Annotated in this window: 23 protein-coding genes; 19 read left to right on the forward strand and 4 right to left on the reverse strand. The window is 63.7% G+C overall.

Annotation, left to right across the window (positions count from 1 at the left end; genetic code table 11):
- Positions 1–5: 5 nt before the first annotated feature.
- Positions 6–1,157, reverse strand: a complete 1,152-nt coding sequence (efeO, locus tag RF641_RS02030; RefSeq protein WP_424572367.1) for an iron uptake system protein EfeO — start codon at positions 1,155–1,157, stop codon at positions 6–8.
- Between the two features lie 46 nt (positions 1,158–1,203).
- The gene (efeU, locus tag RF641_RS02035; RefSeq protein WP_424572368.1) at positions 1,204–2,091 is read right to left on the reverse strand and encodes an iron uptake transporter permease EfeU; all 888 of its coding nucleotides are present in this window, start codon (positions 2,089–2,091) and stop codon (positions 1,204–1,206) included.
- A 454-nt stretch (positions 2,092–2,545) separates the two neighbouring features.
- Between efeU and RF641_RS02040 the strand changes: the two genes are divergently transcribed.
- The 6 genes from RF641_RS02040 to RF641_RS02065 all read left to right on the forward strand — a co-directional run bounded on the left by RF641_RS02040 (position 2,546) and on the right by RF641_RS02065 (position 8,071).
- Entirely contained in the window at positions 2,546–2,731 is a 186-nt protein-coding gene (locus RF641_RS02040) for a hypothetical protein (protein WP_424572369.1), read from the forward strand.
- On the forward strand, positions 2,724–3,017 hold the full coding sequence (locus RF641_RS02045; protein WP_424572370.1) for a hypothetical protein: 294 nt from the start codon (positions 2,724–2,726) through the stop codon (positions 3,015–3,017). Before RF641_RS02040 ends, RF641_RS02045 begins: the two co-directional genes overlap by 8 nt.
- Entirely contained in the window at positions 3,014–3,553 is a 540-nt protein-coding gene (locus RF641_RS02050) for a hypothetical protein (RefSeq protein WP_424572371.1), read from the forward strand. Before RF641_RS02045 ends, RF641_RS02050 begins: the two co-directional genes overlap by 4 nt.
- Positions 3,546–4,373, forward strand: coding sequence for a hypothetical protein (locus RF641_RS02055; RefSeq protein ID WP_424572372.1), 828 nt, complete (start codon positions 3,546–3,548; stop codon positions 4,371–4,373). The genes RF641_RS02050 and RF641_RS02055 overlap by 8 nt, the downstream gene beginning before the upstream one ends.
- Before the next feature lie 67 nt (positions 4,374–4,440).
- On the forward strand, positions 4,441–6,066 hold the full coding sequence (locus RF641_RS02060; RefSeq protein WP_424572373.1) for an HNH endonuclease signature motif containing protein: 1,626 nt from the start codon (positions 4,441–4,443) through the stop codon (positions 6,064–6,066).
- A gap of 154 nt (positions 6,067–6,220) precedes the next feature.
- On the forward strand, positions 6,221–8,071 hold the full coding sequence (locus RF641_RS02065; RefSeq protein WP_424572374.1) for an alpha/beta fold hydrolase: 1,851 nt from the start codon (positions 6,221–6,223) through the stop codon (positions 8,069–8,071).
- A gap of 22 nt (positions 8,072–8,093) precedes the next feature.
- On the opposite strand, the gene RF641_RS02070 is transcribed toward RF641_RS02065, so the two are convergent.
- Complete coding sequence (locus tag RF641_RS02070) at positions 8,094–8,723, reverse strand: LysE family translocator (protein WP_424572375.1); 630 nt, start codon at positions 8,721–8,723, stop codon at positions 8,094–8,096.
- A 251-nt stretch (positions 8,724–8,974) separates the two neighbouring features.
- Here RF641_RS02070 and rpsP point away from each other — a divergent pair, with 251 nt between their 5' ends.
- The 6 genes from rpsP to lepB (RF641_RS02100) all read left to right on the forward strand — a co-directional run bounded on the left by rpsP (position 8,975) and on the right by lepB (RF641_RS02100) (position 12,420).
- On the forward strand, positions 8,975–9,385 hold the full coding sequence (gene rpsP / locus RF641_RS02075) for a 30S ribosomal protein S16 (protein ID WP_047118964.1): 411 nt from the start codon (positions 8,975–8,977) through the stop codon (positions 9,383–9,385).
- A gap of 2 nt (positions 9,386–9,387) precedes the next feature.
- Positions 9,388–9,630 (forward strand): RNA-binding protein, encoded by a 243-nt coding sequence (locus RF641_RS02080; protein ID WP_047118965.1) that lies wholly within the window; start codon positions 9,388–9,390, stop codon positions 9,628–9,630.
- A 143-nt stretch (positions 9,631–9,773) separates the two neighbouring features.
- A complete protein-coding gene (rimM, locus tag RF641_RS02085) occupies positions 9,774–10,316 on the forward strand; it encodes a ribosome maturation factor RimM (protein WP_053798022.1) in 543 nt (180 codons plus the stop codon).
- Positions 10,316–11,140 carry a tRNA (guanosine(37)-N1)-methyltransferase TrmD gene (trmD, locus tag RF641_RS02090; protein ID WP_047118967.1) on the forward strand — a complete coding sequence of 275 codons (825 nt, stop codon included), beginning with the start codon at positions 10,316–10,318 and terminating at the stop codon, positions 11,138–11,140. The genes rimM and trmD overlap by 1 nt, the downstream gene beginning before the upstream one ends.
- A 259-nt stretch (positions 11,141–11,399) precedes the next feature.
- Positions 11,400–11,759, forward strand: coding sequence for a 50S ribosomal protein L19 (gene rplS, locus RF641_RS02095; RefSeq protein ID WP_053798020.1), 360 nt, complete (start codon positions 11,400–11,402; stop codon positions 11,757–11,759).
- Positions 11,760–11,772: 13 nt separating this feature from the next.
- Positions 11,773–12,420 carry a signal peptidase I gene (gene lepB / locus RF641_RS02100; protein ID WP_120990612.1) on the forward strand — a complete coding sequence of 216 codons (648 nt, stop codon included), beginning with the start codon at positions 11,773–11,775 and terminating at the stop codon, positions 12,418–12,420.
- Positions 12,421–12,530: 110 nt separating this feature from the next.
- On the opposite strand, the gene RF641_RS02105 is transcribed toward lepB (RF641_RS02100), so the two are convergent.
- Entirely contained in the window at positions 12,531–12,773 is a 243-nt protein-coding gene (locus RF641_RS02105; protein ID WP_147407250.1) for a hypothetical protein, read from the reverse strand.
- 350 nt (positions 12,774–13,123) lie between these two features.
- Here RF641_RS02105 and RF641_RS02110 point away from each other — a divergent pair, with 350 nt between their 5' ends.
- From RF641_RS02110 to RF641_RS02140, 7 genes are all read left to right on the forward strand, one after another.
- Positions 13,124–14,959: a S1 family peptidase gene (locus tag RF641_RS02110; RefSeq protein WP_424572376.1), complete on the forward strand. Its 1,836-nt coding sequence runs from the start codon at positions 13,124–13,126 to the stop codon at positions 14,957–14,959.
- 311 nt (positions 14,960–15,270) lie between these two features.
- Positions 15,271–15,684, forward strand: a complete 414-nt coding sequence (locus tag RF641_RS02115) for a hypothetical protein (protein WP_424572377.1) — start codon at positions 15,271–15,273, stop codon at positions 15,682–15,684.
- A gap of 151 nt (positions 15,685–15,835) precedes the next feature.
- Positions 15,836–16,537, forward strand: a complete 702-nt coding sequence (gene lepB, locus RF641_RS02120; protein ID WP_424572378.1) for a signal peptidase I — start codon at positions 15,836–15,838, stop codon at positions 16,535–16,537.
- 1 nt (position 16,538) lies between these two features.
- A complete protein-coding gene (locus RF641_RS02125) occupies positions 16,539–17,282 on the forward strand; it encodes a ribonuclease HII (RefSeq protein ID WP_424572379.1) in 744 nt (247 codons plus the stop codon).
- Positions 17,282–17,602: a DUF2469 domain-containing protein gene (locus RF641_RS02130; RefSeq protein WP_047118974.1), complete on the forward strand. Its 321-nt coding sequence runs from the start codon at positions 17,282–17,284 to the stop codon at positions 17,600–17,602. Before RF641_RS02125 ends, RF641_RS02130 begins: the two co-directional genes overlap by 1 nt.
- Positions 17,603–17,698: 96 nt before the next feature.
- Positions 17,699–18,064, forward strand: coding sequence for a YraN family protein (locus RF641_RS02135; RefSeq protein ID WP_047118975.1), 366 nt, complete (start codon positions 17,699–17,701; stop codon positions 18,062–18,064).
- On the forward strand, positions 18,061–19,602 hold the full coding sequence (locus RF641_RS02140) for a YifB family Mg chelatase-like AAA ATPase (protein WP_424572380.1): 1,542 nt from the start codon (positions 18,061–18,063) through the stop codon (positions 19,600–19,602). Before RF641_RS02135 ends, RF641_RS02140 begins: the two co-directional genes overlap by 4 nt.
- Positions 19,603–19,624: the final 22 nt, after the last annotated feature.

Below are 19,624 nucleotides of genomic sequence, written 5' to 3' on the forward strand. Positions count from 1 at the left end.
CCGCCCTACTTGACCACCGCGGCGGTCAGGCGGGAGAGTGGCTCGGACAGGGCGTCCACCCCGGCGGCCAGCTCCTGCACCTGCTCGGTGCCCAGCTGATCGTAGTATTTGAAGCCCTCGCCCACGCGGTAGGCGTCCAGCTGCGCCTGCAGCTTCTCGAAGTTCTCCTTCAGCTGCGCATCCAGCTCGTCGTCGGTGCCCTCCAGCAGCGGGGCCAGGTCCTCGTAGGCGATCTTCGCGCCCTCCAGGTTGGCCTGGAAGTCCCACAGGTCGGTGTGGGAGAAGGCCTCCTCCTCGCCGGTGACCTTGCCGGTGGCGACCTCGTCCAGCAGCTCCTTGGCGCCGTTGGCCAGCTTGTCCGGGGTGAACTCCAGCGCCTGGGCGCGCGTGACCAGCTCGGTGGTGTGCTTTACGAGCCCATCCGCGATCTGCTGGCGCTGCGCCTGGCTCATCTTGGTGTAGCCCTTCGGGGCCCACAAATCCTTCTCCGCGCGGTGCCAGCCGGTGAACTCCTGGCCCTCTTCAAGGTCCGCCTCGCGGGCGTCGAGGATCGGGTCCAGGTCGCCGAAGGACTCGGCCACCGGCTCGATGCGCTCCCAGTGCATGCGCACCTGCGGGTAGAGCTGTTTGGCCTCGGCTTCCTCGCCGGCGGCGAAGGCCTTGGCGAAGTCCTCGGTGCCTGCCAGCAGCTGCTGCGACTGGTCCTTGACGTAGGAGGCGTACTGGTCCGCGGCGGTCTGCTGCAGCGCGGCGCGGTCCGCGGACACCTCCTGGCCGGCGGCCGCGGCGGTCACGGTGAACGGCGAACGGATGCCGTCGCCGACCATGCCCGGCTTGCAGGCGGCGAAGTAGCTGCCCTCGGGGGCCATGACCACCAGGTCGCGGGTCACGCCGGGGCCGATGTTCTCCACCTCGCCCACGATGCGCAGGCCGTCCTCGGCCAGCAGGTAGAACTCGTTGACCTTGGTGCCCTCGTTCTTCACGGAGAACTTCAGGGTGCCGCCGGCGGCGGTGCCGGTGGCCAGGGTGCAGGCGTCGTCGCTCGCGCTCACGGCGATGGAGCCGTCCGCGCTGGCGGTGGCGTTGTTGTCGGTGCAGCCGGTCAGGGCCAGGGCGCCGAGCGCGAGCAGGGCGGCGGGTGCCAGGAACTTGGTCATGGGTGGTGGATCCTCGATAGTGCGAATGGTTGGTGCGGTGCGCCGCTCAGGCGTTTTCCGGAGACTGCGCTGGTGACTGCGCTGGTGACTGCGCGGACGACTGCGTCGCCGCCGGCTTCGGCGCGGGCTTGGTCCCGGAGCGCAGGGCGCGCAGGTAGAAGAACATCACCGGCACGATGTAGAGCGCCCAGGCGGCCACCTGCAGCACGGTCATCGCCGGGGTGAAGTTGAAGATGCCCTGGAGCAAGGTGGCTGCCACGCCCGAGGGCGGCAGCTGGGTGCTGAGGTCGAAGGCGAGGTTGTTGATGCCCGGCAGCACGGCGGCTTCCTGCAGGTCGTGCACGCCGTAGGCGAGCACGCCCGCGGCGACCGCCACAAGCAGCACGCCGGTGTAGGCGAAGAACTTGGACAGCTGGATCTTCACGACGCCGCGGTGCAGCAGCACACCGAGCAGGATCGCGGTGGCGATGCCCAGCCCCGCCCCGAGCAGCGGCTCCCAGGTCTGGTCGCTGGTGCGCGCCGCGGCCCAGATGAACAGCGCCGTCTCCAGGCCCTCGCGGCCCACCGACAGCGCGCCGACGATGACCAGCCCCCAGGCCGGGCCGTCGGCCGCCTTGTCCACCTGCTGCTGCAGGTCCTTGTTCAGCGTCTTGGAGGTCTTGGCCATCCAGAAGATCATCCAGGTCACCAGGCCCGCGGCCAGGATGGACAGCGTGCCGCCGATGATCTCCTGCGCCTGGAAGGTCAGCCCGCTCGGGCCGAAGGTCAGCAGCGCGCCGAAGCCCAGCGACACCGCGACCGCGACGCCCACGCCGGCGTAGATGCGCGGCAGCAGGTGCCGGCGGTTCGTTTTGGTCAGGTACGCGATCAGCAGGACCACGATCAGGACCGCTTCCAGTCCCTCGCGCAGACCGATCAGGTAGTTTCCGATCATCTTGTGCTGCCTTCATCTTCTTGGCGCTCCCGCGAAGGGGTATTTGTCGATCGCGGGTGACCGCCGGAACCCGCGATTGCGATGCGGGCCACAGGTCGATCAGTCTAAGGTTAGCCTAAACAACTACCTGCGAAAAACGATCAGAGCAGATTAGCTTTCCCTGAAATGCCGTCAAGCGCATTAGCTCGCCAGCTGCGCTTCACCTGTCGTCATCAACGTTTTGGACGCACCCCGTGGCGATGCCCGGCGCAGTGAAAGCAAGTAGAAGGCGAGCACCGCCCGCTGACCCGCAGTTTCTTTCATCAGCCTCCGGAGAAAGTCAAAGCTTCTTCTGTCATTTTCCTTATTTCGCTTCTTCCGGTCCCACCCAGCGGTACCCGATGGAAGTTTCAGCGATTTGTGCGGTGATTCTCGCCTCTTTCTGCTTCATATTCCGGCTTGCTAATCTCTGCGCATGAGTGAACTGGGAACTACGCCGCGCACACCGAACCGCGGCGCGCGGCAACGGGCGCAACACCGGGCGGCCCCGGACACCGTTCGGAGGGCGATCCGCTTGCCGATCAACCCTGTGGCGGCCGCGCTGATGCTGTTCGCCTCCTTCGGCGTAGGGCTCTGCGCTGCGCAGGCCCGCCATGGGTGACTTCGCCGGGGGCGTCCGCGGGCTGGCGGCGGATGTGGGCGCGGTGATGAAGCTCCTGCAGCGGTTACTGGCTGCGGCGGGAAAACACGTGGCGAGCTCCTCCGGCATTCACTGGGTCCCGCTCCCGGCCATCGGCTGCGCGCTGGCTTCCGGACTGCTTCTGCTGGTGTCCTCCGGATTCCAGCTGGCTGCCTCCAACTCCCGCTGGATCACACACGCAGCGGGGGTGGGGGACTCGCCATCGAGGACAACCGTTTCGACTACTACCTGGCCGCGGACCCGGTGATCCTGTTGCCCGGCACCCACCTGCCCTTCGGCATCGGCATGCTGCTGCAGGCCGCCGGCTTGACTTTCCTGACGGCCGCCGTGCTGATGCTGCGCCCGCGGGCCAGTGCCGCCGTGCTCCACGCCCAGCTGCTGCTCGGCGCTGCCGTCGCCGCCGGATTCGCCTTGATCGGGGCCGATTCGCTGCGCATCGCGGCCACCGGCCAGATCAGCGAGGCGTCCGCCACCGACTGGCTGGTGGTTGCGATCGTCTTCCTGACGTCTCCTGCGCTGCTGGCGCTGGGCATCATGGCCTGGCTGCGGCTCCCGGCTGTGGGGATCGCGATGCTGTTCGCCCAGTGCGCCAGCCCGATCGGCTACCTGGCCATCGCCGTGCTCTTTGCTCCGGCGATCACCGGATACGCCCCGTACGATGCAACCCCCGGGACTGAAACCATCGTGGCGATCAGCAGCGTCGCCGCGGGAGCCGCAGCGCTCCTGGCCGCGGTGCAGTTGATCCGCAAGAGACTGAGTGGAAGGGACAGGAACAATGAGTGAGTTCGCCACCGACCTGCGCCAGCTACGTGCATCGAGCTGGACCGCCCTCAAATCCACCCCGAGGTGGCTAGGCGGAACCAGCGCCGCTACGCCACAGAGCTGGGTCGCGGTGATCTTCGCCTCGGGTGCGGCACTGTTCTTCCTGGCCTCCTGCTGGTTCCAGCTGTCAGCGGCCCATGCCCGCTGGATCACATTTCCCGCGGGCCTCGACCCCAGCGACCTGTCCGTGGAAGACCACCTGTACGACTACTACCTGGCCTCCGAACCATTCGTGATGATTCCCGGCACCAGCCTTCCCTTCGGAATCGGAATGCTGCTGCAAGCCGCCGGGGTGGTGCTGCTGACCATGTGCCTGCTGTCCCTGCGACCGCGGCAAAGCTTCCGGCGCGGTCCGCTGCAGCTGATCCTGGGGCTGCTGCTTTCCGCCAGTTGCGCGATCATCGGCTACGAATCCCTGCTCACCTCCCGCAACGGGACACCGCCCCACGAGTCGGGACGCACGGCGCTCGCCGACACGCTGTTGACGCTGGGGTTCTTTGCGGCGATCGGTCTGTGCCTGCTGTGCGCCAGGCGTTGTCCGGCACTCAGCCTCGCGGTCTTCTTCACCCTGGGCACCAATGTCCACGGGTACATCTTCGCCTGCTACATCGTCGCCCCGCTGCTCACGTTCTATTCCTCGCATGACACCACCCCGGGCACAGAGACAGTGGTGGCCCTGTCCACAGGACTTTCCGGACTGCTACTGCTTGTAGCTGCGTGGCTGCTGATCCGTTCGAGGAACAACGACTGGGCAGCTGGGGACCAGCTGTCAGAGAGTTAGATTCAGGTTTATCCACATTTTTGCGTCGAGGCGCCCAATGACACGCGATTGCCTACATGCTGGAGTCATGAAGATCCACCAGCTTGCCGCAGCGTTGCAGGTACTGCGCGAGGCCATCACCGGAAGCATCCCGCGCGGCACCGCCGCCGTGCTGTTGTCCATCATGGCTGCCTGCTGCGCGCTGCTGGCGGATCTTTGTGTTCAGCTGCGAACTAGCGAGGACCCGCGCATAGCAGCCGGTCACGCGCGCTTGGTGGAAGAACTGGCTCGCCTGGCCCAGCGCCAACAGCTGCATGTAATTATCCGGTGCGAATCGACTGGTGCCCACCTGCTGGAAGATGTCGTGTTGGCCTCACTGCGCACGTGGCGCTCCGACCCAAGTAGCCAGCAGGACCTGTCGCACGCCGCTCGGCTGATCACCGGCCGCGCTCACTACCAGGACACCGCGGACTTCGCCGCCTCGTGGCTGGGCATCAACTATCATCAGGCCGCGGCCCGGCTCGGCGATGCCCATCTGGTGATTGTCCGTCGGCACAGCGACGGCCGGGAAATTACACCGCGCCACGCAGCACTGGCTGAGCTCTTCGCCCACCCGGGGGAGATCGAACCCAGACGCATCCTGGGCGCAGCCCGGGCCCTTGAGAAGTTCGAACCGAAAGACACCGCGCATGACGGGCTGCCGCTGCCGGCCACCGCGACACACGCCAATGGCGCCCTTCTGGAAACCCGCATCGTCGACGCTTTGCAGGAACCGAACCGCACCACCAGCGAAAAAATGCGTGGCCGCGTTGATCGACGACTACCGCCAGCAGCACGAACCGGCCAAGCCCACTCCCACCGGCCTGTTCTACCGCGGAAAACGCGGCACCGCAGAGTGCTGGGAGCTGCTGGCCGAGGGGGAGCAGGCCGAAATGGTGCATTCAATGTCCAACCAGGCCGACAATCCGCGTACCGAGGCTGGCAAGGACGCACGCGCCAACAACTCACGCTGCAGCGGCGAAGACCCGTTCTCCAGCGACCAGCCCGCGCCGGACTGGGCAGGGACTCAGATGAGGGATCAACCAAAGAGTCTTCCGAACAAAAAGAGGATCACGGACTGGCCGGTGATGGTCAGGTGGCCCCGGCGCAGCGCCGCTTGAATGCCTTCCTTGCAGCGCTGGCCCACACCACTTCCGGTGGCACCGACGCTGAGCCGAGCAAAACAATCACCCCGCAGGTTGCAGTCCACCTGAAGCTGGATTCGCTCAAGGATTTGCAAGATCCGAACAAGTTGGCAGCAGTCACGGCCCATGGGGTCAAGCTCGATGCGGCTGTGACAGGAAAACTGATCTGCCAAGTGGAGATCTGCCGGGTGCTCATCGGCGCCGACGGACAACCACTGGACCTTGGAAGATCCCAACGCTTCTTCTCCGAGGCGATCAAGAAGGCGGCCTTCGCTAGGGACAGGGGCTGCATTGTGCCCGGATGCACGGCACCGCCGGAAATGATCGAGTACCACTACGATGACTGGTGGTCCCGAGGTGGATCAACCAGCTGCTCCAACGCATCCTGCTTATGCCGGCGCTACCATCTGGCCATCCATGCCGGGTTATTGACCCTGGTCAAAATCAATGGGCTGGCCCATATCCTGTTCCCGAAACACCTTGATCCGTCGCAGACCCCTGGCCGAAATCAGTTGCACGCCGCAGCATAGAGCCGAGCACAGGAGCGTTCTCCCAATTGAGTCCGTCCGGCAGCCTCGGCGATAGGAAGGAGATTGAATCGAATTTTACGGGTTCGTTTGTTCGAGAATTCATATTTCTCTGGCTTGATTCATATACTTCGAATGGAGCAGTTAACAGTGACTCGTGGAAAAGAAGAGAATTATTTTGAGCGACATGAAACCTATTTTGGTATTTCTGCACGGCGTAGGTGACGGGGACCCGAAAGCCGCATGGAAAACTGCCCTGAATACTTCGCTTCAAGCCGCCGGGTACGGATCTTTGGATGACGTGGATGTAATAGCCCCCAAATATTCCCATGCCCTCAAGGGATCTGATGACGATCGCGACGTTCCGCCCATTGCCCACAAACGCCTGAGCAAGTCGGATGCGCAAGCACACCGGCGTGAATTTGAACAAAGGATCGCGGGGCTTGAATATAGGCTGGGTCCTCAGCAGTTTGGAACTGGGTGGATTGGGGCACCCGTAGTCGTTGAGGCCGGGCTGCATATTCCCAGCAACCTCACGCAGGCTGCCAACTACTTGGGTAATGAGAAAATTCGGGCCCAAGTATTGAAAAAGATCCTCTCGGAATTGCCGCAATCGGGGAAAATAGTCCTCATTGGCCACAGTCTGGGCTCTGTCATTGCTGCGGATCTCCTGCTTCGATTGCCAAAGGAAGTGTACGTAGAAGGCTTTGTGACGATAGGCAGTCCGCTCGCGCACGGTAGCTTCAACATCGACTCGGTACGAAAGAATCTAGACGAAGCTCCAAACAATCTTGGCTGGTGGGTCAACTTTTGGCATGCTTCGGATCCAGTAGCGTCGCATCGAGGCTTGAGCTCGCAATTCCCATGGCTCTTGGACTACTGCGTCGGGAAGACTCCGACGCACAAAGCGCATGCCGCCGTGCTATATCTTTCGCACAGGCAAGTTGGCGAAGCTGTTGGCTACGCACTGTTTGGATCGCTATCCAAAGAACTTGTCCAAATAAACAGCGATCTAGACGTTTCAATGACGGAGACGGAGCAAATTACATTCCTTGCTCTTCGATATGCGTACCTATTAGAAGAAGCACTTAAGAATGATCCCAAAACTCCTTCGGATTTGTTAGATAGATTCACCGGGGCCCGGCGTAGGGTTCAGGCTGACGCCATCCGGGATATGCGGATATGGCGAGAAGAACAGGGGATGTCCCGTCATCTCCCCAACCAATTGGAACAACTCAGCTTTGATGCATCGGATTTGGACGAGTCAGCGCCAATCCCTTCGTTCCCAAACCCGTTGACTAAAGAGCAGGCTGTCGTTCTCCTTGTTGCCATCAGTTCGCAGAACATTGTCAGCCCCTTTGAAATTGAACTACCCAAAGACAAAGCAGAAAAGGCTCTCATCGAGCTGTGCGTTGAACTGCAGGTAGGGGGTAAGTTCGGTTCTGACGTCCTCAAGGCGGCACAAGAAGCCCAAGAAGCGATTAGAGGTCGTCGTGGATTCAATTGGCAAAAGTGGGGCGCACTTGGTGCAGGAACGGCGGCGTTGATTGCACTCGCTGCGAGTGTAGCCATCGTTGTCGCGCCGATTGGCCTTGCCGGCGCGGCTCTGGTTACTACTGCATTGGCGAGTTTTGGACCAGGTGGAATGATTGGCGGCCTGATTACTGCAGGTTCATTGGTCGGCGCAGGGACCGGCGGAATTGCCTATGGCCTTGCCAGTTCGAGTACCTCTGCGGCGACTACCGCGGAGGTCGTTGAACGCCTGTTGGCAGTGGAAATATTGCGCAAGTATCAAAAGATCGAATCTGACCCAACAATTTGGAACACACTCGTTGAGACGGAGATCAAGGTGCGGCGTGAATATGAGCGTATGGACGAGTTCTCCGACCGCAAGGCACCGGGCTTGGCCGAGTTGAAGGCGAAGATCGATACGATGGCCACAGCAATTTCTTTCCTGCGTGATGCCGGCTTAGAACCGTCTGCAGATCTTGAACTTTGCAGTGACTAGGTGCTGAATCACTGGCGCATCCCTAGGGCCGTGCCAGCGCCACCTTCACGCCGAACCCGATCAAGACGGTGCCGGTGATCCGGTCCATCCAGCTCACTGCCTTCGGCGTGCTCAGCCACTTGCCGGCCAGCGACGCACCGAGGATCAGCACACCGGCCCACGCCAAGGTCAGCACCACATGGACGGCGGCCAGTGCCATGCCCATCAGCAGGGCATTGGCGCCAGTCGGGGTGAACTGGGGGATCACCGCAATATAGAAGACGCCGATCTTCGGGTTGAGCAAATTGGTGATGAACCCGGTGCCAAACGCCCGCCATTTATTGGCGGCGACCTCCATCCTGGTGGGTGCCGATTCCTTGTGACGCAGCGAACGGTAGATCATCTGCCCGCCGAGGAATACCAAGTAGGCGGCACCTGCATAGGTGAGTATCTGGTAGGCCAGCTGGGACGCGGCCAGAATTGCCGAGGCGCCGGCTGCTGCCACGACACCCCAGACCAGCACGCCGGTGCAGATTCCCAAGGCAGCCAACAGCGCATCGGTTTTGTTCCGGGCGACCGCCGAACGCAAGATCAATGCAGTATCCACCCCAGGGACCAATGTCAGCAACAGGGCAACGACGGCAAAGGAAAGCAGCGCGGAGGTGACGGTCATGGCATTAAGCTTAAAGGGGCTTGAGATCGTTCAAATGATCCACGTGACCAAGTTCATGCACCTGCTCGGCAAACCGTGTAGGGAATAATTGGTTTGAGCGCCGGGTCTCTGGCATAATTGCAGGGTACTCGATTTGTTATGGACCCTCTCTCCGTTTCGAATCCTGTCCTTTTAGAACCAGGTCAGTAAGGCCTGCCCCACAGGTGCACAAAGCTTGGTTCGACCATGTTGAGAAACAGGAGACCACAAAAGTGGCCGTAAAGATTCGTCTGAAGCGCTTCGGTAAGATGCGCGCACCTTTCTACCGCGTTGTCGTCATGGACTCGCGCGCCAAGCGCGATGGCCGTGCCATCGAGGAGATCGGTAAGTACCACCCGACCGAGAACCCTTCGATCATCGAGATCGATTCGGACCGTGCACAGTACTGGCTGTCCGTTGGCGCTCAGCCAACCGAGCAGGTACACGCACTGCTGAAGATCACCGGTGACTGGCAGAAGTTCAAGGGCATCGATGGCCAGGAAGGCACCTACAAGGTTGCCGAGCCTAAGCCAGCATTCGTTGCTCCTGAAAAGGGCTCGGTTATCCTCAAGGAAGCCATCACCAAGAAGGCTGAAAAGCCAGCTGCCGAAGAGGCAGAGGCTGAAGCTACCGAGGCTGAGTAATCATGCTCGTTGACGCGCTAGACCACTTGGTCCGCGGGGTTGTCGAGGAGCCGGAGGACGTTCAGGTTGCCCTGAAGTCCACCCGCCGCGGCGACCTGCTCGAAGTACGTGTGAATCCTGATGATCTCGGTCGCGTGATCGGACGCCAGGGTCGCACTGCACGGGCACTGCGCACAGTGATGGCAGCGTTGGCCAAGGAGCCGATCCGTGTTGATGTTATCGACACTGATCGTCGCCGAGGCTGAACAACTTAGAGGCCCGGCCTAGGCCGAGCCTCACCACTAAAGGAGTTTCCGCTCTACAACGCGGGAACTCCTTTAGTGTTTCACCCCAAAATTTTTATCCTTCACCATCTGAAGCCATCCACCGAAGAAAAGGTTCAGCGAACATGCGATTGCAGGTAGCCCGCATCGGCAAGCCCCACGGCATCCGCGGCGAAGTCACGGCCCAGGTCCTCACCGACGCACCCGAAGAGCGCTTTGTCGCCGGCGAAGTCCTGCATGTCACCGACGGCCCGGTTGAGTCGCTGACCATCAAGAACGCGCGTTGGAACAAGGCAATCCTGTTGCTTTCCTTCCAGGAGATCGCGGACCGCAACGCCGCTGAGACGCTGCGCGGCGCCCGCCTGGAGATCGAGGTCGGCGAGGAGCCGGAGGACGACTCGGACGAGTGGTACGAGCACGAGCTGCAGGACCTGAAGGTCATGCACGACGGCGTCGAGGTCGGCGTTGTCACGGCGCTGCGCACCAACCCCGCCCAGGATCTGCTGGTCTTCGAGAACGCCGACGGCGAGGAAATCTACCTGCCGTTCGTGGACGAATTCGTCCCGGAGATCGATACCGAGGCCGGTACGCTGACCATCACCCCGCCTCCGGGCCTGCTGGAGCTGAACTCCGAGGATTCGGAGCAGCCCGAGGGGGAATCCAAGTAATGCGCCTGGACGTGATCTCGATCTTCCCCGAATACCTGAACCCGCTGCAGCTTTCGCTCATCGGCCGCGCCGCGGAAGACGGCATCCTGGACCTGAACGTCACCAATCTGCGCGACTTCACCACCGACAAGCACCGCAAGGTGGACGACACCCCGTACGGCGGCGGCGCCGGCATGGTCATGATGCCCGAGCCGTGGGGCCAGGCGCTGGACGCTGTCCGCGCCAAGGCTCCGGCCGACAAGAAGCCGGTGCTGATCGTGCCTTCGCCCGCAGGGGCGGTCTTCAACCAGCAGATGGCCTACGACCTCGCCGAAGAAGAGCACTTGGTCTTCGCCTGCGGCCGCTACGAAGGCATCGACGAGCGCGTCATCGAGTACGCGCACGAGAACTTCACCGTTATTCCCGTCTCCATCGGCGACTATGTCCTCAACGGGGGAGAAGTCGCGGTCATGGTGATGGTCGAGGCCATCGGGCGCCTGATTCCCGGTGTCATCGGCAACCCCGAGTCGCTCGTCGAGGAATCGCACTCGGATGTGCTGCTGGAGTACCCCGTCTACACCAAGCCTGCGTCCTGGCGCGGCCGCGAGGTTCCCGAGGTGCTGCTGGGCGGCAACCACCACCGAGTAGCCCGCCACCGCCGCGACGAGCAGATCAAGCGCACGGCCGACCGCCGGCCGGACCTGATCACCCAGCTCGACGTGGAAAGCCTGAACCGCCGGGACCGAGATGCCCTGTGGCATAACGGTTTTGCCGTGGTTGAAGGCGAGATTCTGCCCAAGTCCCAGCTCGATTGGGCTACCGGCGCAGGAACCGAATCCGAATAAACTCCTCGCGAGGCCAACATCACGGCGGATTGCTCCGCCGCGGTGTTCACCTCAGGGATATTTATATGGCAAAATTGACTCTTGGTGTGTTTTGTCCGAATCCTGCCGCAGGGGGATCCCGGACTTCAAGAACCGCCGCATCGGTTGCTAAAGCCAGCCGGTGGTAAACGTTCCGGGGAGTTCGGCGCCGTTTCAGGCGCTCGAAGAGCCCCGCTACGAGGATTCGGTGACCTGCGGCATTGATCCTAGGAGATGCACAATGCATATTCTTGACTCTTTGGATGCAGCTAGCCTGCGTTCCGACGTTCCTGCTTTCGGTCCTGGCGACACCCTCAAGGTGCACGTCAACATCATCGAAGGCAAGAACTCCCGTGTTCAGGTCTTCCAGGGCTACGTACTGGGCCGTCAGGGCCGCGGCGTAGGCGAGACCTTCACCGTCCGCAAGGTTTCCTTCGGCACCGGTATCGAGCGTACCTTCCCGGTTCACTCCCCAATCATCGAAAAGATTGAGGTTGTGTCCAAGGGCGACGTGCGTCGTGCAAAGCTGTACTACATGCGCGATCGTCACGGCAAGGCTGCTCGCATCCGCGAGAAGCGCGATTTCGGCGGCAAGAAGTAATCTGCGTTCTTCCATGAAGCAGATTGCTCGCCCTGAAGCGGCAATCACGAAGCGCCGGGCCTTTTACTGGGTCTGGCGCTTCGCTGTTCTCGCTGTCATTTGCGGGTTGGTCGCCGTGATTATCATCCGTGCATTCTTCGTCGATGTCTTCAGCATCCGCTCGGATTCGATGCAGTCAACGCTGAACCCGGGCCAGGCCATCTCCGTGGACCGACGCGCCTACGACGACGCCGAGCCCCAGCGCGGGGACGTCATCGTATTCGACGGTCGGGGATCGTTCTTGCCCTATGCCCGATCCTCGGTGGTTGACGACCTCGTGGGCGCCTTCAAGCTTTCGGGCAGCTCCCATTCCTATGTCAAGCGCGTGATCGGGGTGGGCGGGGATACCGTTGAATGCTGTTCGGCCGACGGCCGCGTCACCGTCAACGGCGAACCGATCGACGAGCCCTACCTCTTCAATGGCGATGCGCCAAGCGACATGAAGTTCTCAGTCGAAGTTCCTGCTGGCCGCGTTTGGGTCATGGGGGACCACCGTTCCGTGTCGCAGGATTCCCGATCGTTGCTCGGAGCCAGCGGCGGCGGCATGATCAGCCTGGACCGCGTCACTGGACGCGCAACAAATATCATCTGGCCGATTGACCAGCGCACCGAAATCCGTTAGCTATTGCATCACTGTCCGTTGCCACCAGCGTTCGCTACCCGTTCTGCTGCCGTCCGTGCTCCCGTACTGTACATTCGGCAGGCCCGGTGAAGAATAGTTTCTTGAGGGTTTCATTCGTATTTTGAAATCTCAATTTCACGGTTCGACATGGGCGACTTGCTGAACTCAAAGACTGATATTGCGTTGAAGCTTCGTAATCTTGCGGTTGCATCGAATAAGCGGAAACGGATTATCTTACTCTGAGCAATGCCGCGCTTAGATCTGCGCTGACTTGGCTCAAATATGCGCCGCCGGATCTGCGAATCTTGATCACTCAAGCCGGTAGCGACCCAGTTCTGATGTTCGATACTCATCTGACTAGACATTATGCTGTAATTCCCAAATATTTTCGGTTGCGCAGATGCTTGAAAACCGCGCAATTTCCCGGATATGGTTTCGTTTTGGTACCACTCTGAGGTTCGCCGTGCCCATTTTGCCGTGGCTTCTCGGAACACTCGCACTCTGACATCTGGGAGAAGCATTAATGCCAAAACTGAATAGCAAAACGGCGCCGCGTGGTCTGGCGACCATGGCTGCAACCGCCCTGATGGTTGGTGGCAGTTTCATGCCAGCTGCCGCGGCTCCTGAAGCGAGCCAAACGCCGCTTGAGACTCCGAGTTCGACCTCCACGGCACCATCGACTGCCGCGTCCACAGATCCAACTATGCCGACCGAAGGACTCAGCGAAGCGGTGCAGCGCGATCTGGGCAAAACCGTCGACGAGTTCAAGGAAGACGCCAAGCACTCAAAGCAGGCCGCGGAAATCCGGGAGAAATTGGGCGTCGAAGGCATTAAGGCAACCGCGACCGTCGAGGACGGCAAAGCCCAGATCACCGTTGGCGAGGCGGACGAAGACAGGGCGAAGGAAATTGTCGAGTCTACCGCTGCGACCTCTGCCACTGTCACCGCAGAAGTCGGGACGATTACTGACGTCAATGACGTCTACGCAGAAGTTCTCAAGAACGTGAAACCAACCGAGCTGACGCGCCTGACAGCGATCATGAACACCAGCAGCGGCCTGCAGATCATCGCCGACGGCTCTGCCGGAGCGGAAAAGCAGGAAAGTCCCGCGACCCAGGATCCGACGGGACTGATGTCGCTGACGCTGGAGGAATTCGTCGAGGAAGCCGATGGTGTCGCGCTCGTGGAAGGGTCAGGCCCGGCCAAGACTTCCGCAGGCGACGATTTCTACGGCGGCACCGGGTACTTTGTCGATCCCTCGGGCATGCCGTCGCCAAACATGGTAATTTGCTCGACGGGCTTTAACGCGTGGTCACCGTCCGGCGAGGACGCGATGCTGACCGCCGGACACTGCGCCCTGGACGGTGCGGGAAAGATCTTCGGGACTATGGTGCAGAGTGCTCCCGATACTTTAGAAGGTTTTGCGCCTCCTGTTGGCAGCTTCGGATTCAGCCAGTTCGGTGGAATCAACAATTCCGGGATTTCCCACGGGCAGTTGGACCAGCTAACCCCGCAGGAGCAGGACCATCTCAAGGAGAACACCGAACCTGGTACCGACATAGCGGTGATCGAGGGCATCGACCGCGAGCTCAATCTGCCACCAGCGGTGACCACGTGGTCGGCGGGCGGTCCTGGTGAAGACGCCATGACCGTGACTGGAGTTTCCAAGGCCGTTGCCGGGTCCGAGGTCTGCGCCTCGGGGCGCACTACCGGCTGGAGCTGCTCGAAAATCTTCGGCGAAGGCCTGTTTTTCGTCGCCGGTTATGCCAATGACCAGCGCCCAGTGTGGGGCTACGGAGCGGCCAACCCGGGTTTGAGCGTGGTGAAAGACGGCGACTCCGGCGGACCGGCACTGGCAGGTTCCAGTGCGGTGGGCATTGCCTCGGCGTATAGCGCTGGCCTGAGCGACACCGATGACGATGACCTCGCGTTCTACACCTCGCTGGCCGACGTGCAGGCCAAGGGTTATATCCAGGGGTACCAGGTGAAGTTCTTCATCAACGCGCCGGAATTGGACGCGGCGGACAGCAAGCCGGATGTCGCCCCCGGCGCGGAGATCACCGGAACCGTGCAAGATGCGTCCAGCGGCACCGAGATCAACATCATCGTCGACGGGAAGGTGATCGACACCGTAGACGTGGACTTCGAGGGAGTATTCACCTTCACCGCGCCGCGGGAGGAAGGCGAATTCGCCTTCACCCTTCAGGCGGTCAACGGGCTAAACATCTCCGAGGAGACCCGCGCCAGCGTTGAGGTGGTGGCTCCAGAGCCGAGCCCGACGCCCGTCGAGCCCACACAGGACTCCGCCGCGCCGTCGGCTTCGCAGGATCCCGGGGAAACGAATGAACCGGCCGAGTCCGCTTCCCCGACGGCGTCGAATGCCACCCAAGGCAGCGTCGAATCCATCGTGGAGCCTGCCCCCGAGGGATCGCTGGCAGATACCGGCACGAGCAGCATGCCGCTGGTAGTTGCCGGCGGCATCCTGGCGCTGGTCGGCTGCGCGCTGCTGCTGCGCCGCGGCTCCCGCCGCCACAGCTAGGGGGAACCTGCCGCGGCCGGGGAAGCATTGCACTGGATGGGGTATCCTCCGGTGACCACACGACCCAGGCCGCGGTTCAGGTCGCCAGAAGACGAGGGAGCACCATGAGAAGCAGGTACGCCGCAGTACGATTCCCGGCGGCCTTGGCCGCCTCGGCCGCCGCCCTGGGCCTGGTGCTCACCGGGTGTGGCCAGCAGCAGGAAGCGCCGCAATCACGGTCAGCACAGCCTTCAGGCACCCAAATCTTGCCGCCAGGCACGTCGCCGGCACCGGCCCCGACGAAGGGAGCAGATGTGGACCAAACTGCCCTATTGTCACTGAACGAGCGCCTGTCCGGGGAACTGGGCGACGAATTCGTCCAGGGCTGGATACAGGACGGCAAGCTGCACGTCGCCGCGACCAACGATACCGCAGTGAAGGCCATCGAGCAGGCCGGCGCGGTCGGGCACCTGGTGGAGTACAGCAACGCCCAGCTGCGCGAGGGCATCTCGCAAATCATGGCCTGGCAGGCGAAGCAGGAGCCGCGGCTGCGCTCGGCGATCCATGCCTACACGCTGAACCCGCGCACCGGGGGCCTGACCCTGGCGGTGGACGCCTCCCAGCGCCAGGCCGTGCAGGACGCGCTGGCCAAGGACAAGCCGGCCGGCGCGATCCCGTTGGACTTCACCGACAGCAGCGGCCCGGCCTCCCCGGCCCCGGCCAGCGTCGGCACCCCGTCGAGCTAGCGCAGCCTGCCGGCGTTCGCGCCCGGTGGCCGCGGCCGGAGTGGCAATTATCTGGGCAATTCGTGCGTGCAGCGTGCCACGTGGCGCCGCCGCGCGGCTGCGTACGTAAGATGGAGGGTATTGACCACAAGCGAAAGGGACGCACCCAGCCGTGAGCGCCAAATCAGCCGAAAGTCCGCAGCAGGGCGGACCGCTCTACAAACTCTGGCGCTTCATCCGGGAGATCGTGATCATCGTCGCGATCGCCCTGGTGCTGTCCTTCGTCATCAAGACCTTCTTCTTCCGCGCCTACTACATCCCGTCGGGCTCCATGGAGAACACCTTGCAGATTAACGACCGGATCTTCGCGAACCTCATGGTCCCGGGCCCATTCGAGCTGGAGCGCGGGGACGTGGTGGTGTTCCGCGATGACCTTGACTGGCTGCCGCCGCTTGAAGCCCAGCCCACCGCGGTGGAATCGGCGCTGTCCTTCGTCGGCATCCTGCCGGCCGCCGGCGAGCAGTACCTGGTCAAGCGCATCATCGGCACCGCGGGGGACACCGTGGAGTGCTGCACCGTCGACGGCAGGCTGAGCATCAACGGCACCCCGATCGACGAACCCTACATCTACCCCGGGAACACCCCCAGCGACATGGCCTTCAAGGTCACCGTGCCGGAGGGCAAGCTCTGGGTGATGGGCGACCACCGCGCCGAGAGCGCCGACTCCCGCTTCCACCCGGATGTCCAGGGCGGGTTCGTGGACGTCGACTCGGTGCAGGGCAAGGCCTCGGTCATCTCCTGGCCGCTGTCGCGCTGGGGCACCATCGACTCCCACGAGGAAGTCTTCGCCGCCGTCCCGACCCCGGGGAACTAGCATGCCCGCCACCGCGCCCAGAACTTCCAAGTCCTCCAAGGCCACCACGCTGGAGCACGAGCGCGCCCTGGCCGCCGCCCACGGCGTGCGCTTCATCGGCGCCGCCGACGAGGTAGGCCGCGGCGCCCTGGCCGGACCGATCAGCGTGGGCGTCACCGTAATCGACATCCAGGCCGTGACCGAATTCCCGCAGCTGCGCGACTCCAAGCTGCTCACCGCCGCCAAGCGCGAGGAACTGGTTCAGCCGGTGCGCGCGTGGGCGGCCGGCTACGGCGTGGGGCATGCCTCAGCCGCGGAGATCGATCAGCTCGGGGTCACCGGGGCGCTGCGCCTGGCCGGCACCCGCGCGGTGGCCGCCTGCGCGGTGGCCCCCGAGGCGGTGCTGCTGGACGGCAGCTACGACTGGCTAAGCGCCCCCGAGCAGGATCTCTTCGACCTGCTGGCCGCGGACCGCGAACCGGTGGGCCTGCACGTTCCGGTGCGCACCATCGTCAAGGGGGACATGACCTGCCAGGCGATCGCCGGCGCGTCGATCCTGGCCAAGGTGGAGCGCGACGGGATCATGGCGCAGCTGGCTCCGGCGCATCCCGCGTTCGGCTGGGAGGTCAACAAGGGCTATGCCACCGCCGCGCACCGCGAGGCGATCGTCGCCCTGGGCCCCTGCGACTACCACCGCAAGAGCTGGAACTTGACTTCCAGCCCGGGCAAGGACGAAGGTAAACCCACAGGATTGAAGGCAAAGTGATGGCTGGCGACGAACTGGAAAACTACGAGTCCGACATGGAGCTGCAGCTGTACCGCGAGTACAAGACCGTGGTCGGGCTGTTCAACTACGTGGTGGAAACCGAACGCCGCTTCTACCTGGCCAACCAGGTCGACGTGAAGACGCTGTCCAACGCCGGCGAGGTCTACTTCGAGCTCACGCTGACCGACGCCTGGGTCTGGGACATCTACCGCCAGGGCCGCTTCGTGAAGGCAGTGAAGGTGCTCACCTTCAAGGACGTCAACGTCGAGGAGCTGAACCGCGACGAGCTGCAGATCCCCAAGGAGGGGCTGGAGAGCTAACCGCGTTCTCCACAATCCGCACCCCGCCGCACCGGCCCCGCCCCGCAGCCCCTGAAACTGGTCTGAACACGCACAGACCGATTCAAGGAGGCGGCGATGACCACTCAGCAGCAGGAACTCGGAGCCCGGGGCGAGCGGGCGGCCGCCGAGCACCTCGAAGCCGGCGGCTACCGGATCCTGGACCGCAACTGGCGGTGCCGCAGCGGCGAGCTTGACCTGGTGGTCCGCGACCCGGCCGGCGCCCTGGCCGCGGTGGAGGTCAAGACCCGCTCCTCCCAGGGGTTCGGCACCGCGTTCGACGCGGTGAATCCCGCGAAGTTCGCCCGGCTGCACCGGCTGCTGATCGCCTGGTGCAAGGTCCACGGCGCCTACTGCCCGCAGCTGCGGGTGGACGTCGTCGAGGTCTATCCCGCACCCGGCGGCGCCCTGGCCTGCCGGCACCTGCCGGACGTGCGCTCATGAGCACCGCCCGCACCCACGCGATCGCCTTCCAGGGGGTGCAGGCGGCGCTAATCGAGGTGGAGGCCGACCTGGGCAACGGGATCCCCGGCTTCGTGATCCTCGGCCTGCCCGACGCGTCGCTGAACGAGGCGCGCGAGCGGATCAAGGCCGCCGCGCGCAACACCGGCATCCCGATCGCCAACCGCAAGCTCACCGTCAACCTCTCGCCGGCCACGCTGCCCAAATTCGGCTCCGGCTTCGACCTGGCCATCCTGGTCGCCGCGCTGTCCGCGGACCGGCAGATCTCCCCGCCTCCGAACACCGTCTACCTGGCTGAGCTGGGGCTGGACGGCATGCTGCGTCCGGTGCCCGGGGTGCTTCCCGCCGCTCAGCTTGCCGTGGCACTTCGCCTGCCGAACCTGGTGGTCGCCCGCGGCAACGAGGCCGAGGCCCGGTTGGTGCCCGGAGCCCGCGTATTCGCCGCCGACCACCTGGGCCAGGTCCTCATCCACTGCGGGGCCGACGCAGCGGGGCTGAGCATCAACCTGCGCCATGCAGCCGCGGGCCGGCAGCCTGACGCGCCCGCGCCCCCGGAGCCCACCGACCTGTCGCTGGTCAACGGGCAGGGGGAGGCGCGCCTGGCCTTGGAGCTCGCCGCGGCCGGCGGGCACCACCTGATCATGGTCGGGCCGGCCGGCGCGGGCAAGACCCTGCTGGCCAGCGCCCTGCCCGGAATCCTGCCGCCGCTGGATGATCTGCAGGCGCTGGAAGCCACCGCGGTGCACTCGATCACCCACGGCTCCGAATCTCCCATCGCCGCGCTGCGCCGCACCCCGGCATTCATCGCCCCGCACCACACCGCCTCGCTCACCGCGCTGATCGGCGGCGGCACCCGGCGCATGGTGCCCGGCGCGATCACCCGCGCGCACCACGGGGTGCTGTTCCTGGACGAGGTGGCGCATTTCAACACCGGCGTGCTCGACGCGCTGCGCCAGCCCATCGAGGAGGGCTGCATCACCCTGGACCGCACACGCGGCCACGCCCGGCTGCCGGCCCGCTTCCAGCTGGTCATGGCTTCAAATCCCTGCCCCTGCGGGAGGAACTACGCCGCGGGCACCGGCTGCACCTGCACACCGATGGCCCGCCGCCGCTATTTCGGCCGGCTTTCGGGACCGATCCTGGACCGCACCGACCTGCAGGTGCGGCTGAACCCGGTGCCCGGCGGACAGCTGGTCGGGCAGCAGGCCAACGAGTCAAGCGCCGTGGTGCGCGACCGAGTGCTGGAGGCCCGCGCCCGAGCCGCCGCCCGCTTGCAGGGCTACGGCGTCGGCTGCAATGCGCAGATCCCCACCCGGATCCTGCGCCATGAGCTGGACTACCCGATGGCCACGCGCCGCGCCGTGGAAGCCGCCGCCGAATGCGGCGGCCTCTCGGCCCGCGCCACCGACCGCCTGCTGCGTCTGGCCTGGACCGTCGCCGACACCCAGGGCCACCAGCACCCGGCGCCGGACGACGTCCAGATCGCCGCCCACCTGCGCCAGAACCTGCACACCCCCTAGCTGTACTGCACCTAGCCCCGGG

The organism is Arthrobacter sp. 'calajunan' (assembly GCF_046940185.1).
GTDB lineage: Bacteria > Actinomycetota > Actinomycetes > Actinomycetales > Micrococcaceae > Glutamicibacter > Glutamicibacter soli.